A 15,927-nucleotide genomic window follows, 5' to 3' on the forward strand; every position below is an offset into this window, starting at 1 on the left:
GCCCCTTCGCGAGCAAGCCCGCTCCCACATTTGGTCCAGGTTGCCTGCTAACTTATTTGCCGGCGTTAACGGTCACGGTTTTGATCGCGCCCAGTTCCAGGTCCCATTTCTTCAGGATGGTCTGGTACGTACCGTCGTCGATCATGCTTTGCAGCGCGACCTTCACGGCTTCGCTCAACTCAGGCTTTTTCTTGCTCACGCCAAGGCCGGAGAACTGCTGCGAGATCGGCAGGCCAACGGTTTTGTACATGTCCTTTTCCTGGGTCTTGAGGTACGGCAGGGTTTCGCTGCCCTGCATCGCGGCATCGATACGGCTCTGACGCAGTTGCGCACGGGCATCGGCCGAACCTTCGGTGCCGATCACGTTGATCGCAGGCTTGCCGGCGGCTTCGCAGTTGGCCTTGCTCCACTCGGCGATTTCCGCCGGGAAGGTGGTGCGACGGCTGGTGCCGACTTTCTTGCCGCACAGGTCAGTGATCTCGTTGAAGTCCTTGTTCTTTTGCAGGGTGTAGAACTGCGGACCGCTGGTGAAGTAGTCGACGAAGGTCACGCTGGCCTGACGCTCGGCGGTGTCGGTCATGCCCGACAGCACCATGTCCACGCGGTCGGTGGTCAACGCATTGATCATTTGCTCGAAGCCGGTTTCCTGCCATTTGATCTTCACGCCCAGACGCTCGGCCAGGGCATTGCCCAGGTCATAGTCGAGGCCGGTGAGGGTGTTGGTGGCCGGGTCCTTGAAGTCCATCGGCGGGTAGTTCGGCATGATCGCGACGACGATCTCGCCCTTGGCCTTGATGCTGGCCGGCAATTCGGCGGCAAAGGTGAAGCTGGAAGCCATCAGGCCTGCGAGTACAGCGGGGATAACGAAGTTCTTCATGGTCGTTCTCTTATGAGTGTTGTTACGCCAACCGGCGCTTAGGTTCGAACGGCAGAAATGAAGCTTTGGGTGCGTGGGTTTTGCGGACTTATTAGTATTTCTTCGGGGCTTCCAGCCTCCACGATCTGCCCGCCGTCCATGAACACCATGCGGTTGGAAACTTCACGGGCGAAGCCCAGTTCATGGGTGACGACGATCATGGTCATGCCGGTTTGCGCCAGATCGCGCATCACCGACAGCACCTCACCGACCAGTTCCGGGTCGAGTGCCGAAGTGGGTTCATCGAACAGCATCAGCTTGGGTCGCATGGCCAATGCGCGAGCAATGGCGACACGTTGTTGCTGACCACCCGAGAGCTCGATCGGGTAGCTGTTGCGCTTGTCGGCCAGGCCGACGCGAGCGAGCAGTTCCACGGCTTCTTCGGTCGCCTCTTTGGGCGAACGCTTGAGCACCTGGCACGGCCCTTCGATGATGTTTTGCAGCACCGTCATGTGCGGGAACAGGTTGAAACGCTGGAACACCATCCCGGTGGCCAGGCGCTGACGGGCAATTTGCGATTCATTAAGTTCATGCAGCTTGTTGCCGGCGATGCGGTAACCGACCAGTTCGCCGTCGACCCAGAGGCCGCCCTTGTCGATCTTTTCCAGTTGGTTGACGCAACGCAGCAAGGTGCTTTTGCCGGAACCGGACGGGCCGATGATGCACAGCACTTCGCCTTGCTCGACTTCGATGTTGATGTCCTTGAGCGCGTGGAACTGGTCGTAATACTTGTTCAGGCTCACGGCCTTGACGATGCTTCTCATGTTGGGCTCCTCAAGAACGCTTGCCGGCGCCACGAGCGAAACGACGCTCCAGACGACTTTGACCAAAGGACAGCACGGTGACGGTGGCCAGGTACCAGATACCGGCGACGATCAGCAACTCCATGACCCGGGCGTTGGCGTAGTAGATGTTTTGCGCGTTGTAGAGCAGTTCCGAGTACTGGATGACGCTCGCCAGGGAGGTCATTTTCACCATGCCGATGAACTCGTTACCGACCGGCGGAATGATGATCCGCATGGCTTGCGGCAAGATGATCCGACGCAGCGCTTGCAGGCGCGGCATGCCGATCGACTTGGCTGCTTCGTACTGACCGGTGTCGACCGAGAGCAGGCCGGCCCGCACCACTTCGGCGGTGTAGGCGCCCTGGTTGATGCTCAAGCCGAGGAGGGCGGCCACGAATGGCGTCATCAGGCTCACGGTGTCCATCTCGAACAGGCCGGGGATGCCGATGGTGGGAAAGATCAGCGCCAGGTTGAACCACAACAGCAGTTGCAGGATCAGCGGCGTACCGCGAAACAGCCAGGTGTAGGTCACGGCCACGTAGCGCAGGATCGGGTTGGCCGACATGCGCATGATCGCGGTAATGACCCCGAAGACAATGCCCAGCGCCATCGCCAGCACCGCCATGACGATGGTGTTGAGCAAGCCCCACATGATGGCCTGGGAGGTGAGGAACTGGCCGATGTACGACCATTCGATCTTGCCTTCGGCGAAGGCGCGCACCAGGCCGATGATCGCGATGACGATCAACGTGGCGAAAAAGATCCGCCCGTAGTAACGCCGTGGCACATGATCGTACTGGGTGATATCGAACTGGTTTTCCGCCAGTTTGCGCTCCGACTGGAGTCGTTCTGCCTGAGTCTGGCTCATGTTGTTTCTCCGTACACTGGTATTTCAGGTCAAGCACATTCCCTTGTGGGAGTGAGCCTGCTCGCGATGGCGGCGGGTCAGTCGACATCTATGTTGAATGTAATACCGCTATCGCGAGCAAGCCCGCTCCCACAGGTTTTGCGTACTGCTTTAGAGGCGGAAGCCCTGATAGTTTTCGGTCCACGCCTGCTGGGCGGCGAGGGCGGTTTTCAAGCGGCCGATCTGTTCGCGAACCTGTTGCGGCGCCGTGCCGCCCCAACCACTTCGAGCGGCAATGGCGGCTTCCAGGGTCAGGCTGTCGCGCACCTCGGCGGTGAGGCGCGGATCGATCTCGGCCAGCAGCGCCGGGGACGCTTCCCACAATTCGAGGTCGTGTTTCTCGCAGGCCTGGACCAGCGCACCGGTGATTTCGTGAGCTTCCTTGAACGGCACGCCGCGCATGGCCAGCCAGTCGGCGACTTCGGTGGCGAGGGTGAAGCCCAATGGCGCCTGGCGCCGCAGTTCTTCGACATTGACCTTCATGGTCGCGACCATCCCGGCCATCGCTGGCAGCACCAGCAGCAGGGTATCGACGCTGTCGAGCACGCCGTTCTTGTCTTCGCTCAGGTCGCGGTTGTACGACAGCGGCAGGGATTTGAGGGTGGACAGCAAACCGGTCAGGTTGCCAATCAGGCGACCGGCCTTGCCCCGGGCCAGTTCGGCGATGTCCGGGTTTTTCTTCTGCGGCATGATCGAACTGCCCGTGGCATAGGCGTCATCCAGCGCGACCCAGCGGAACTGGCGCGACGACCACAGGCAAAACTCTTCGGCAAGGCGGGAAATATTGATCCCCAGCATGCTGGCGATAAACAGGAACTCGGCGACGTGATCGCGGCTGGCCACGGCGTCGATGGAGTTTTCGCAGACGCCGCTGTAACCCATTTCCTTGGCCGACTGCTGCGGCAAGCGTGCGATGGCGGAGCCGGCCATGGCTGCGGCACCCAATGGCGACAAGGAAGTGCGCACGTCCCAGTCGACCAGGCGTTGCACGTCACGCAGCATTGATTGGGCGTGAGCCAGCAAATGGTGAGCGAAGACGATCGGCTGTGCTTGCTGCAGGTGAGTGAAGCCGGGGCAGATGCTTTCGATGTGTTGCTCGGCCTGCTCCACCAGGGCTTGCTGCAAGGCCAGCACTTCAACGGCCAGGGTGCGTACGTGATCGCGCAGGAACAGGCGCAGGTCGTTGGCGGTCTGATCGTTACGCGAGCGGCCGGCGCGCAGTTTGCCGCCCAGTGGGCCGAGGCGTTCAGTCAGCAGGCGCTCGATAAACGTGTGGACGTCTTCGTCATCGAGGGTCGGCGCGATGCTGCCGGCGCGGAAGTCATCGCCGATACGTTGCAGGGCGTCGAGCATGGTCAGGGTTTCCTGTTCGCTCAACAGCCCGGCGCGTTGCAGTTCACGGGCATGCGCCTTGGAACCGGCGAGGTCGTAAGGGGTGAGGCGAAAGTAGCGCTCGGGGCAACGGGACAGGGCCGCCAGGGCTTCGGACGGGCCGCTTCTGAAGCGAGCACCCCAGAGACGGTCGGTGGTTTGAGACATTGTTGTTTTCCTCGTCGGTAAGCGAACTGAAATCGGTGTGCCAGGGCCTGAAATCGCGCCACGAATCAATCGGGCGTGGTGGGGCCAAAGCAGGTTTCAAAAGGGGCAGTTGCGAAAGGGCGAGAGCTGATCGAAGTGTCAGCTTTTAATGGTTCGAAATCAGTGAGTTGGCACTGAAGTTCGGAAATTATTAGCGGTTGCCAAGCCTGGTTTTCTGTGTTCATTATTATTGGCCAGCTATGTTTTTGTTGTTGGACATAGGTTGTTGAATAGCGCGCCAGAGGTAAATAAGCATTATGGAAACCCCACTTTCCAATTCCGGAAACCCGCCACCGAAAACGGTACATCGGGCGCCGTTGGCCCTCAGCGGGCTGGATTTCAAATTGCTCAAAGTATTCAAGGCCGTGGTCGAAGCCGGGGGCTTTAGTGCGGCTCAGAACGAGCTGAATGTGGGGCTGGCAGCCATCAGCAAACAGATCTCCGACCTTGAAATTCGCATTGGCATGCGCTTGTGCACCCGAGGGCGGGAAGGCTTTCACCTGACCGAAGAAGGGCGCCTTGTGTACCAGGCGTCCATCGATTTATTTGCCTCGGTCGACAACTTTCGCGATCGGCTTAGTTCAGCACAGAATGAACTTATTGGTGACTTGGGTGTGGGGGTTATCGACAATACAATTTCCGATCCTAATTCACCTTTAGTTGCAGCGCTTAGATACATTAATGAAACGTCGCCGAAAGTAAGGTTTCAACTTCAGGCCTCTCAACTGGATGAAGTGGAGCGAGGCGTTGTAGAAGGTAGGTTAGTGGCCGGTATCGTACCGGTTTATCAGAAGCGCGAAGAGTTTGATTACTACGCGCTGTATGAAGAACGTTCGGAGGTTTACTGCGCGGTCGGTCACCCGTTGTTTTCGGTGCCGGACGCAGAAATCGGCAGCCAGGTGCTCAAGGATCACGAGTGTGTGAACCACCGCTACGCGATTCATCGCGACAAGCTGAATTTTGCTCACTACGACAGTTTTTCGGCGTCAGCCACTCAGGTGGAAGCCGTGGCGCTGTTGATCAAGACCGGGCGATTCGTTGGTTTTCTGCCGCAGCATTACGCCGCCTCAATGGTGGCTCAAGGGCAGCTTCGGGCGGTGCGTCCGGACTTGATAAGCCTCGTCACGCCGTTCAATCTGATCCTGCGCCACAACACCGTGCGCAGTCCGCTGGTCAAAGCGTTTGCGCAGGCATTGGGGGTTGATTTGAAGGCGCCGGTTTGATGATAAGCACTGATGAGCGGACAACGACTACCAGTGCTTATGCTGACGGGTTTATGGTTTGAGCAAGTGCAGCAATACGAAGTCGTTTTTATCGAAACGCCCACTTAATGCCGGTTCCAAGTTGCCCAACGGAGTGCCTTTCAAGGCCTTGTAATAGTGGCTGTCCATCATTAGCCACGCGGGTCCCTGAATACTCTCCAGTTCCTGTGCCGACTCGGTAAACACCGGTTGCAGGTCCTGGTCGATATTGACCATGAACTTGATCGCTTTCGCATCCTTGCCCATGCCGTGCATCACCAGTGGCGCTGGATCTTTCTGTACGAGCGCTAAGGCTGCAAGGCTAAAGGATTGGGTGTCATAAAGCCTGCGTTCGACCGGTTCGAATACCACAATGTAAACCGTCCACAACGCCAGCACCGCACACAACGCCAACACCTGTGCCCGCCACCGGGGCCTGAAAAATGCCGCCACGGCAATCGCTTGCAGCGCAGCGAGAAAGATCAAAATGCCGGTAATCGAAGGCAGTTCCGCGGGGAAACGCCGATGGGCGACCAGCAACAGAACGCCCAACAGCACCGGCATCAGCAACCAGACGGCTTGCATCAGTCCGCGCAACCACGCAAACATCCGACCCTGTGCCACCTGGAAGGGATACGCCGCAATGATCGCCGCCATAGGCACCATCGGCAGCAGGTAGCGGGCTTTCTTCGCCTGGGGGATCGACAGCCCGACTATCACGATCAGCGCCGCTGCCGTGCAGTACTGCAACAAGCGCAACTCGGGGCCAGCCTGACGCGGATTCGTCAGCCAGACCGCCGCCAATGCCAGGAGGGCCATTGGATAGGCGATCGCATAGTTGCCGAGCGAACTGGTGAAGTAATACAGCGAACCGCTGACGCCTTCGCTACCGTCCATACGCCCCAGGAACTGCATGCGCACCACCTCATGCATGAAGTCCGGGCCGCCGATGGCTTCCGCCAGCCACAACACGGCACCGACGCACACCGTCAGCAGAAGCGCCGCTAACAGGCCGAATCCGAACAGGCGCTGCCATTGCCGATTGAGCAGGAAATAGCTGCACAACATGCCGGTTGGCACCACCAGGCCGATCGGTCCGCGAACGCCAAAGCCCAGGAGCAACAGTACAAAGATCAGCAGCCAGCGACGTCGCGCGCCGAAATGATCGGCGGCGTAACCCAGATAAAAAACGGCAAAAGCCACGGCGGCGAGGATCAGGTCCTGAGACACCGCACGGGTTTCGGTGATGAAGGTACTCGTCAACAGCAGCATTGCGATGCTTAGCAGCGCCCAACGAGGGGAGTAGGGCGCCAGCAAACGGTACATCAGCGCGACAATTACCGCCGCCGCTATCGCGCTCGGCAACCAGGCTGTGAGGCTATTGATCTGCCCGAAGGGCAACGACAGCAGCCAGATGAAGAGCGTCGAGACCGCCGAATAGTCTGCGTAGGGCTGGCCATAGGACGTCGGAAAAACCGTTGGCCCATGACGCAGCATCTCTTGGGCAAACAAGACGAACCGCGAATCAAAGCCGATGACTGTCTGCTGATACACCCCTGCAATGAACAACAGCAGCGCCAGCAGCCCTAGAACCAGCGACTGCCGACGAACAGGAGGCGATAGGGCGATCAAGCGCCGCCTTGGTTAGCGGGCCACTGCTGCAGAGGAATCGGCAGTTTGCGCGACTCGCCACGGCCCATCGGGAAGTACAGGAAACCACTGCGTGCCAGGCGTTCGGCATCGTAGAGATTGCGTCCGTCAAAGATGACCGGCGCATTCAACCGCTCCTGAATCAGATCGAAATCCGGAGCCTTGAACTGTTGCCACTCGGTACAGATGACCAGCGCGTCAGCACCGGACAGCACCGATTCCGGAGTGCCCATCAGCATCAGCTTCGGCTCGTTCGGGTAAAGATGCTGGGTTTCCTGCATGGCTTCCGGGTCGAATGCCCGTACGCTGGCGCCAGCGGCCCACAGCGATTCCAGAAGAACCCGGCTCGGCGCATCACGCATGTCGTCGGTGTTCGGTTTGAACGCCAGGCCCCACACGGCGAAGGTCTTGCCGGCCAGGTCGCCTTTGTAAAAAGCGTTGATGCGATCGAACAGCTTGTTCTTTTGCCGTTGGTTGATGGCCTCCACCGCTTGCAGCAGGTCGCTGGAGCAATGCGCCTCTTTGGCGCTATGGATCAACGCGCGCATGTCTTTGGGGAAACACGAGCCGCCATAACCGCAGCCGGGGTAGATGAAGTGGTAACCGATGCGCGAGTCGGCGCCGATGCCCAGGCGCACCGATTCGATGTCGGCACCGAGGTGCTCGGCCAGCTCGGCGATCTGGTTGATGAAGCTGATCTTGGTCGCCAGCATGCAGTTGGCGGCGTACTTGGTCAGCTCGGCGCTGCGCAGGTCCATGAACATGATGCGGTCGTGGTTGCGGTTGAATGGCGAGTACAGGTCGCGCATTACGTCGCGCACTTCATCACGTTCACAGCCTACGATGATCCGGTCTGGCCGGCGGCAATCGGCGACTGCCGAGCCTTCTTTCAGAAACTCGGGGTTGGAGACGATATCGAACTGCAGCTTGCGGTCGATTTTGACCAGGCACTTGTCGATGTGTGCCCGCAAGGCGTCGCCAGTGCCCACTGGCACGGTGGATTTTTCCACCAGAATCACCGGTTGCTCACGATGGCGCGCTACCGCTTCGCCTACCGAGAACACATAGCTCAAGTCCGCCGACCCGTCCTCTTGGGACGGTGTACCGACCGCGATAAACAGTACCTGTCCATGCTGCACCGCGAGTTTTTCGTCGGTGGTGAAGTGCAAGCGTTTGGCTTCCAGGCTTTCGCGCACGAGGGCAGCAAGCCCAGGTTCGAAAATGCTTACATGGCCTTGTTTCAGCAGTTCGACTTTCTTTGCGTCGATGTCCATGCAGACCACGTCGTGGCCAACCTCAGCCAGAACGGCTGCCTGCACCAGACCTACATAACCGCTTCCAAATACACTGATTTTCATGATGCACTCCTGAGTTCGGGCGCGCTAACTGGACGTGTGTTGATGGTGATGACCCCGAGCATGACCAAGGCCACCCCGAGTGTCTTGGAAAGACTGAATGTTTCGTTGAAAAACGGCAGGCTGGCAGCCAACAGGTAGACCAGCGCGTAGCTGATGCTCAGCAGTGAATAGGCCCGGCCCAGCGGCAGATCACGCAGGGCGGCGAGCCAGCAAAGCATCGACATCGCGTAGGCCAGAATCGCGGTAAACACCACGGCGATGGCCAGTTTATCAAGGGGGGCGCTGAGCCAGGCATCGGGTGACGGCAGGTGCGTCATGCTCCAGCGCATGCCCAGCTGGGCCGCGCTCACGAGCAGCACACTGCCCATGGCGAAGGTGATTCCACGGCGCCGGCTCATGCGTGTTGCCCCAGCAGAACGACACCACCGATCACCAGGGCTACACCCAGCCAGTGGCGACGGTCGATGGTTTCGTGAAAGAAAAAACGTGCAACCAGGGTGATCAGCACGAAATTGATACTCAGCATTGGATAGGCAATGCCGACTTCAAGGTGCTGCAGCACCAGCAACCAGACGAGCAGGCCCGATCCCAACGAGGCGAGTGCCAGCCAAAGCCAGGGCGAACACAGTTTTTCACCCCAGCTTGATGGCTTGTCGCGCCAACTCTCGACGGCGTACTTCTGGGCGATCTGGCCCAGACAGGTCAGCAGGCACGCGACCAGGAGCAGTAGCAGGCTCATGACGCACCTTGAGGGAAGATCAGAATGACCAGGTTGCCTTGTTCGTAACGTTTGCCGTCTTTGGGCAAGAGCTCGATTTCTTGCAATTCATCGTCACCCTTGACCCGCATCACCACGCCGACAGAACCGTTGCGACGGGCTTCGCGCATCCATTCTTGTACGCTGTCGGTGTCCACCCGCTGCTTCGAGCTATCAGGATAGGCAAGTCCGTATTTGAGTTCGCCTACCGTGTTGTACAACGCAACATCGGGGCGTTTCAGGCGCCAGGCCAGGGCCGAAGCAGCGCCCAGGTCATTGCTCAACAATTTGCCGGTCTGCGCCAGTTCGTCGACGTGATGCAGGATGAACTGGTCAGGCGTCTTGTTCGACACCACCGAATTGGGTAGCCCGGCGGGCAACAGTCCGATCAGCAGCAGACTGCCGAATGCCGGCGCAGCCCAGCATTGCAGGGGGCGGAAAGCTTGCAGCAGGTTCGCCATGATCCAGCCGATCAGGCCGATGAACACCAATACCAGATTGTGCAATTCATGGTCGTACAGCGGCTTTTTCAGTTGCAGGTAGACCAATGCGAGCAGGAGGGTCACGCCCAGGATCAGGTTGAGCAGACCGTTGAGCCCAATCACCCGACCCTGTTCCAGCTTGAGCCGGTCAGCCAGCGCATTGCCCAGCAGCAACGCCAATGGCAGCAGGCACGGCAGGATATAACTCGGCAATTTGCCTTTGCTCAGGCTGAAAAACAGCAGCGGCATCAGCAACCACAGCAACAGGAAACCAATGTGGGCCTGCTTGCGGCTTTGCCACGCCTGCTTCAGTGCGGGAGGCAGTAACGCCACCCATGGCAAACTGAAGCCAACCAGCAACGGCAGATAAAACCACCACGGCGCGTCATGCTGGGCATCGTCACCGGCAAAGCGGCGAATGTGTTCATGCCAGAAGAAGAAGCGCCAGTAATCGGGTTCTTGCGCGTGCACCGCCAGGACCCACGGCAAGCTGACCGCAATGGCCACGACAATCCCCAACGGACCGTAGACCAGCAGTTCACGCCAACGTTTTTGCCAGATCATCCAGGGCAGGGCGACGAGCACCGGCAGCAACCAGGCGAGAAACCCCTTGGTCATGAAACCCATGCCGCAGGCGAGCCCCAACACCGCCCAGCCGATCAGGCGCCGGGTGCGGTCAGTGCTGTCCAGCGCAAACCACAACGCGACCAGACTCAGGTTGACCCAAAAGGTGAATTGAGGGTCGAGATTGGCGTAACCGGCCTGAGCGGCGATCACCGTCAGACTCATGTACAGCAGCGCACAGGCAAAGCTCTTGCGCGGATCGTTCCACAGGCGACGGGCGACCAGGAAGCACAGCAATACGCTAAGGCCCATGCTCAGGGCCGAGGCGAAGCGCACGCCGAACAGGTTCTGACCAAACAATGCCTGGCTTGCGGCAATCATCCAGTAACCCGCTACCGGTTTTTCGAAATAGCGCAGGCTCATGAAATGCGGCGACACCCAGTTGCCACTCAGGAGCATGTCCTGACTGATCTGGGCGTAGCGGGTTTCATCGGGAATCCATAAACCGTGGCTGCCCAATGGCAACAAGTAGGCCAGCAGGAAAATCCCCAGCAACAGCGGTAATGCAAAGCGGTTACTCATGCGTGTTGCACTCCGAGCCAGCCTTCTCGGCCGTCAAGGTTGCCGCGCACGACACGTCCCGTTGGCAAGGTGGCAAGGGTCTCGGGCAAAAGATCGCCCAAGGGAGTAAAACGAATGTCACGCTGGCGTGCATCGGCCAGCAATTGACGGAAATCGTTAGCCATCAGAATCCCTTCTACTTCGGCGTGAATAGTGTAGACGTTGAGGTTCTCTGGTTTGAATCGATCGAGAATGAACGCGTTGAAATCCTTGGCGGCCACCATTGGGCCCACCACTTCATCGAAAGTCGGCAGGTCGACCGGGATTTGCGGGGCAGCCAAACCACCCTTGGCCAGGATCGGCCGAAACAGGCTCTGGCCACGACAGTCGCTGTTATAGCGAAAGCCGAACGCCTCTTTGGCCTCGATCACCCGTTCATCCGCACGCCAACCGGCAGACGCCGAACACTCGACTTTTTTCCCGAGGATATCGCTGAGGGTATCCACGCCCAGGCGGATCTGTTCGATCAGCTGCGCGTCGCTCCAGCGTCCGGCATTGGCCTGCCAGCCATGGTGATCCCAGGCGTGCAGGCCAACTTCATGCCCGGCTGCCTGGGCCTGGCGCATCAAGTGGCCGAGATCACGGCCAATCGGTTTGCCAGGCCAGGCCGTACCGGCCAGCAAGATGTCCCAGCCATACAGGCCCGCGGCGTTGGAGCGCAACATTTTCCAGAGGAATTGCGGGCGGATGAGGCGCCATAAATGGCGCCCCATGTTGTCCGGTCCGACACTGAAGAAAAACGTTGCCTTGACCTGCGCTTCATCGAGGATTTCAAGCAGACGAGGCACCCCCTCACGGGTGCCTCGGTAAGTGTCGACATCGATTCGAAGGCCAGCCTGCATCAGCGTGATTCTTCTTTGGAGGACTCCGAGATTTCAAGCATGGCCTCACGCAGGAAGAAGTCCAGTGTATTGCCGATGGTTTCGGTCATCTCTACGGTCGGCGTCCAGCCCAGCAGGCGCTTGGCGTTGGCGACGCTCGGTTTGCGGTGGGACACGTCCTGATAGCCGGTGCCGTAGAACGCTTTGCTTTCTACGTCGCGGAAGCCGGCGAACGGAGGGAAGTTGTCGCGCAACGGGTGAGCTTCGAACTGACGCAGAAGCTCTTCGCCCAACTGACGAATGCTGGCTTCGTTGTCCGGGTTACCGATGTTGATGATCTGGCCGTTGCAGGCATCGTTATCGTTGTCGATGATCCGCGCCAGTGCTTCAACGCCGTCGGCGATGTCAGTAAAGCAGCGTTTTTGTTCACCACCGTCGAACAAGCGGATCGGCGTGCCTTCCACCAGGTTCAGGATCAATTGAGTGATCGCACGCGAGCTGCCGATACGTGCCGAGTCCAGACGGTCCAGACGTGGCCCCATCCAGTTGAACGGACGGAACAGGGTGAAGTTCAGGCCTTTCTGGCCATAGGCCCAGATGACCCGGTCCAGCAGTTGCTTGGAGACCGAGTAGATCCAGCGCTGCTTGTTGATCGGACCAACGATGAGGTTGGAGGTGTCTTCGTCGAAGTTCTGATCCTGGCACATGCCATAGACTTCGGAAGTCGACGGGAAGATCACGCGCTTGTTGTACTTGACGCAGTAACGAACCAGCTTCAGGTTCTCTTCGAAGTCGAGCTCGAACACGCGCAACGGGTTACGGGTGTATTCGATCGGGGTGGCAATGGCCACCAGCGGCAGAACCACGTCGCACTTCTTGATGTGGTATTCGATCCACTCGGAGTGAATGCTGATGTCGCCTTCGACGAAGTGGAAGCGCGGGTGTTTACGCAGACGCTCGATGGCGTCCGAACCGATGTCCAGGCCGTACACTTCGTAGCGGTCGTCACGCAGCAGACGCTCGGACAAGTGATTGCCGATGAAGCCGTTCACACCAAGGATCAGCACTCGTGTGCGACGCGGGCCACGGCCGGACTCGGCGCCGCGCAGCATGGAGCCGTCGACCAGACCCAGCTCGTTGGCCAGTTGCGGGCCGCTCAGGTACAAGCCGGTTTCGTTGCGCTGGCCGGAGGTGATGACCAGCGAGTCTTCGCCACAAGCGATGCGCAGTGGATCGACGCTGATGACTCGACCAGGTTTCTGACCTTCATTGCCCTTGGCGACTTCTGCGCTCCAGACGATCAGTTTGTGTTCGCCCACGTCGCAGAATGCGCCCGGGTAAGGCTGGGTGACAGCGCGGACCAGGTTGAACAGTTCTTCTGCCGGGCGCTTCCACTCAAGCTTGCCGTCGGCAGGGGTGCGGCGACCGAAAACGGTGGCTTTGGATTCGTCCTGCGGCGTTTCGACGGCTTTGCCGGCAAGCAGCTGAGGCAGGGTGTCGTGCAGCAGGTCGGAAGCGGCCTGGCGCAATTTGCCGTGCAGGGTCAGTGCGGTGTCGCTGCGCTCAATCGCAACTTTTTTCTGGGCCAGGATTGCGCCAGCGTCGGCGCGCTTGACCATGCGGTGCAGGGTCACACCGGTTTCGGTTTCACCATTGACCAGCACCCAGTTGGCCGGTGCGCGACCGCGATAGCGCGGCAGCAACGAACCGTGCAGGTTGAATGCGCCTTTGCTGGCTGTGGCCAACAGCGGTTCGCTCAACAGGTTGCGGTAGTAGAAGGAAAACAGGTACTCAGGATTGAGTTTGCTGATGCGCTCGATCCACAGTGGATGGTTGGCGTCTTCCGGAGCATGCACCGGGATGCCTTTGCGCGCGCACAGTTGCGCTACAGAGCCGTAAAAGGCGTTTTCCTTCGGATCATCGGCATGGGTAAACACCGCGGCGATGTCGAAACCCGAGTCGAGCAAGGATTCGATGCCGGCACAGCCAATATCGTGATAGGCGAAGACAACAGCTTTTGCGCTCATGAGAGAACCTGATCTGAAGAAGTGGAAGTGAGGCCGTCAACAGTGACAACGGAAACTGGCGTGGCGGGTTGGCTACGCAGAACTTTTTCGATGAAGAAACGTGGGCGCGCGCGGACATCGCTGTACATGCGGCCCAGGTATTCACCCAACAGTCCCATGCCGATAAATTGCCCGCCGGTGAATACGAACAACACGGCGAACAGCACGAACGTGCCGTGGCCGGCCCAGCTGGCGCCGAACGCCAGGCGCAGGACTATCAGCGCGGTGGCAAACAGCACGCCGAGTGCCGCCATGGCGAAGCCGACAATGCTCAGCAGCCGCAACGGCGTGGTGGTCATGCACGTGATCAGGTCAAACATCAGGTTGATCAGACGCATCGGGCTGTACTTGGACTCGCCGTGCTCGCGCTCGGCGTGCATCACCAGGATTTCCGTGGTGTGCCGGGCGAAACTGTTGGCCAGAATCGGGATGAACGTGCTGCGCTCACGGCAGGCGAGCATGGCGTCGACGATGGTCCGTCGATAGGCCCGCAGCATGCAGCCGTAGTCGCTCATGGCAACGCCGGTGGAGCGCTGCACCGCGAGGTTGATCAGCTTCGAAGGCCAGCGGCGCAGGGCCGAGTCCTGGCGATTGCTGCGGACCGTGGCGACGACGTCGTAACCGAGTTCGGCCTGGGCGACCAGGCGCGGAATTTCTTCCGGAGGATTCTGTAGGTCGGCGTCGAGCGTGATGATCACGTCGCCTTTGCACTGTTCGAAACCGGCCATGATTGCGGCGTGCTGGCCGTAGTTGCGGTTGAGAATGACCGCGACCACCTTGCTGGACTCACGCTGGGCAGCTTCTTCAAGGATTTGCGCGGAGTCGTCGCGGCTGCCGTCATCGACCAGGACAATTTCATAGTCGTGGTTCAGTTGCTCGCATGCCGCTTCGGTGCGTCGGAGCAACTCCGGCAGGCTGTCTTGCTCGTTGTAGACCGGGATGACGATCGACACGCAATGGATCGGATACGGTTTCACAGGCGTGTGTCCAGAGTGTTTTCAATGGCATCGACGACACGATTGACATCGTCGGTGGTCATGTCGGGGAATAACGGAATCGAGCACAGGCGTGCAGAGTTCCATTCGGTGTTGGGGAGATAGATGTCAGGAAAGCGCTGACGGTAGTAGGTATGCAAGTGCGTTGCGATGAAATGAATACCGGTGCCGATGTTCTGCTCCTGCAAGGCCTTCATGAAGGCTTCGCGATCCAGACCGCAGCGCTCGGCGTCAATGCGCAGGATGAACAGGTGCCAGGCATGTTGCTGCGGGTACGTCGGCATGACCAACGGTAGTGCCTTCGAGCCTTCCAGACGCTTCAGGTAGGTCTGGGCCAGTTCGGTACGCTTGGCATTGATCTCGTCAAGGCGCTTGAGTTGCACCAGCGCAATGGCAGCGTTGATATCGGCCAGGTTGTATTTGAAACCCGGCTCAATCACTTGGGCTTGAGGTTTTCTGCCATGGGTCAGGCGGTCGTAGGCATCAACGCCGAGGCCGTGAAACTTGAGCATGCGCACTCGATTGGCGAGGGCTTCGTCGTCACTGACGAACATCGCGCCTTCGGCGCAGGTCATGTTCTTGATCGCGTGGAACGAGAAAATTGCCGTGCCTTGGGCGCCGACGTGGCGGCCTTTATACAAGGTGCCGGCGGCATGAGCAGCGTCTTCGATAACCGGAATGCCGTGCTTGTCGGCCAGCGCGTAAAGCGGGTCCAGATCAAATGCGGCGCCGGCGTAGTGCACCGGAATGATTGCCTTGGTGCGCGGGGTGATGGCCGCTTCGATGCTGGCCACGTCGCTCATCAGCGTGTCGCGGTCAACGTCGACGAATACGGGTGTGGCGCCCAGCAGGCAAATCATGTTTGCGGTGGACACCCAAGTCTGGGAGGGTGTGATCACTTCATCCCCTGGACCGATTCCCAGCGCCAGCAACGTGATATGCATTGCGCCAGTGGCCGAGGAAAGTGCCACGGCATGACGGCAGCCCACATAATGGGCAAATTGCTCTTCCAGTTCCTGGTTTTTCGGCCCGGTCGTGATCCAGCCAGAGCGCAATACTTGCTCTACGGCGGCAATTTCTTCATCGCCGATACTCGGGCGGGAGAAGGGGAGAAAAGCCTGACTCATTGGCACCTCGGGGTTGAAAAAAATACGGACGTTCAGCGCTGATTCGTTGGATCCAACGA

At 59.2% G+C, this 15,927-nt stretch carries 14 protein-coding genes; 1 reads left to right on the plus strand and 13 read right to left on the minus strand.

The window, feature by feature from the left end:
- Positions 1 to 52: 52 nt before the first annotated feature.
- The 4 genes from K5K95_RS24715 to argH all read right to left on the minus strand — a co-directional run bounded on the left by K5K95_RS24715 (position 53) and on the right by argH (position 4,147).
- Positions 53 to 877, minus strand: a complete 825-nt coding sequence (locus tag K5K95_RS24715; RefSeq protein WP_222586536.1) for an ABC transporter substrate-binding protein — start codon at positions 875 to 877, stop codon at positions 53 to 55.
- Between the two features lie 38 nt (positions 878 to 915).
- A complete protein-coding gene (locus K5K95_RS24720; RefSeq protein WP_208668100.1) occupies positions 916 to 1,680 on the minus strand; it encodes an amino acid ABC transporter ATP-binding protein in 765 nt (254 codons plus the stop codon).
- Positions 1,681 to 1,690: 10 nt separating this feature from the next.
- Positions 1,691 to 2,569, minus strand: coding sequence for an amino acid ABC transporter permease (locus tag K5K95_RS24725; protein WP_222586537.1), 879 nt, complete (start codon positions 2,567 to 2,569; stop codon positions 1,691 to 1,693).
- A gap of 150 nt (positions 2,570 to 2,719) precedes the next feature.
- Positions 2,720 to 4,147 (minus strand): argininosuccinate lyase, encoded by a 1,428-nt coding sequence (gene argH, locus K5K95_RS24730; protein WP_222586538.1) that lies wholly within the window; start codon positions 4,145 to 4,147, stop codon positions 2,720 to 2,722.
- A 296-nt stretch (positions 4,148 to 4,443) separates the two neighbouring features.
- Between argH and K5K95_RS24735 the strand changes: the two genes are divergently transcribed.
- Positions 4,444 to 5,409 (plus strand): LysR family transcriptional regulator, encoded by a 966-nt coding sequence (locus tag K5K95_RS24735; protein WP_222586539.1) that lies wholly within the window; start codon positions 4,444 to 4,446, stop codon positions 5,407 to 5,409.
- A gap of 51 nt (positions 5,410 to 5,460) precedes the next feature.
- Here K5K95_RS24735 and K5K95_RS24740 read toward each other — a convergent pair whose 3' ends face one another.
- The 9 genes from K5K95_RS24740 to arnB are packed head-to-tail and all read right to left on the minus strand — an operon-like array spanning position 5,461 to position 15,868.
- Entirely contained in the window at positions 5,461 to 7,059 is a 1,599-nt protein-coding gene (locus K5K95_RS24740) for an ArnT family glycosyltransferase (RefSeq protein WP_222586540.1), read from the minus strand.
- Positions 7,056 to 8,435 (minus strand): UDP-glucose dehydrogenase family protein, encoded by a 1,380-nt coding sequence (locus K5K95_RS24745; protein WP_222586541.1) that lies wholly within the window; start codon positions 8,433 to 8,435, stop codon positions 7,056 to 7,058. Before K5K95_RS24745 ends, K5K95_RS24740 begins: the two co-directional genes overlap by 4 nt.
- Positions 8,432 to 8,833, minus strand: coding sequence for a 4-amino-4-deoxy-L-arabinose-phosphoundecaprenol flippase subunit ArnF (gene arnF, locus K5K95_RS24750; RefSeq protein ID WP_222586542.1), 402 nt, complete (start codon positions 8,831 to 8,833; stop codon positions 8,432 to 8,434). The genes K5K95_RS24745 and arnF overlap by 4 nt, the downstream gene beginning before the upstream one ends.
- Complete coding sequence (gene arnE / locus K5K95_RS24755) at positions 8,830 to 9,174, minus strand: 4-amino-4-deoxy-L-arabinose-phosphoundecaprenol flippase subunit ArnE (protein WP_222586543.1); 345 nt, start codon at positions 9,172 to 9,174, stop codon at positions 8,830 to 8,832. Before arnE ends, arnF begins: the two co-directional genes overlap by 4 nt.
- On the minus strand, positions 9,171 to 10,820 hold the full coding sequence (arnT, locus tag K5K95_RS24760; RefSeq protein ID WP_222586544.1) for a lipid IV(A) 4-amino-4-deoxy-L-arabinosyltransferase: 1,650 nt from the start codon (positions 10,818 to 10,820) through the stop codon (positions 9,171 to 9,173). Before arnT ends, arnE begins: the two co-directional genes overlap by 4 nt.
- Positions 10,817 to 11,701, minus strand: coding sequence for a 4-deoxy-4-formamido-L-arabinose-phosphoundecaprenol deformylase (gene arnD / locus K5K95_RS24765; RefSeq protein WP_222586545.1), 885 nt, complete (start codon positions 11,699 to 11,701; stop codon positions 10,817 to 10,819). The genes arnT and arnD overlap by 4 nt, the downstream gene beginning before the upstream one ends.
- Positions 11,701 to 13,707 carry a bifunctional UDP-4-amino-4-deoxy-L-arabinose formyltransferase/UDP-glucuronic acid oxidase ArnA gene (gene arnA, locus K5K95_RS24770; protein ID WP_222586546.1) on the minus strand — a complete coding sequence of 669 codons (2,007 nt, stop codon included), beginning with the start codon at positions 13,705 to 13,707 and terminating at the stop codon, positions 11,701 to 11,703. The genes arnD and arnA overlap by 1 nt, the downstream gene beginning before the upstream one ends.
- Entirely contained in the window at positions 13,704 to 14,723 is a 1,020-nt protein-coding gene (arnC, locus tag K5K95_RS24775) for an undecaprenyl-phosphate 4-deoxy-4-formamido-L-arabinose transferase (protein WP_222586547.1), read from the minus strand. The genes arnA and arnC overlap by 4 nt, the downstream gene beginning before the upstream one ends.
- Positions 14,720 to 15,868, minus strand: a complete 1,149-nt coding sequence (arnB, locus tag K5K95_RS24780; RefSeq protein WP_222586548.1) for a UDP-4-amino-4-deoxy-L-arabinose aminotransferase — start codon at positions 15,866 to 15,868, stop codon at positions 14,720 to 14,722. The genes arnC and arnB overlap by 4 nt, the downstream gene beginning before the upstream one ends.
- Positions 15,869 to 15,927: the final 59 nt, after the last annotated feature.

It is taken from the genome of Pseudomonas sp. DR48, assembly GCF_019823085.1.
In the GTDB taxonomy this organism is placed as follows: domain Bacteria; phylum Pseudomonadota; class Gammaproteobacteria; order Pseudomonadales; family Pseudomonadaceae; genus Aquipseudomonas.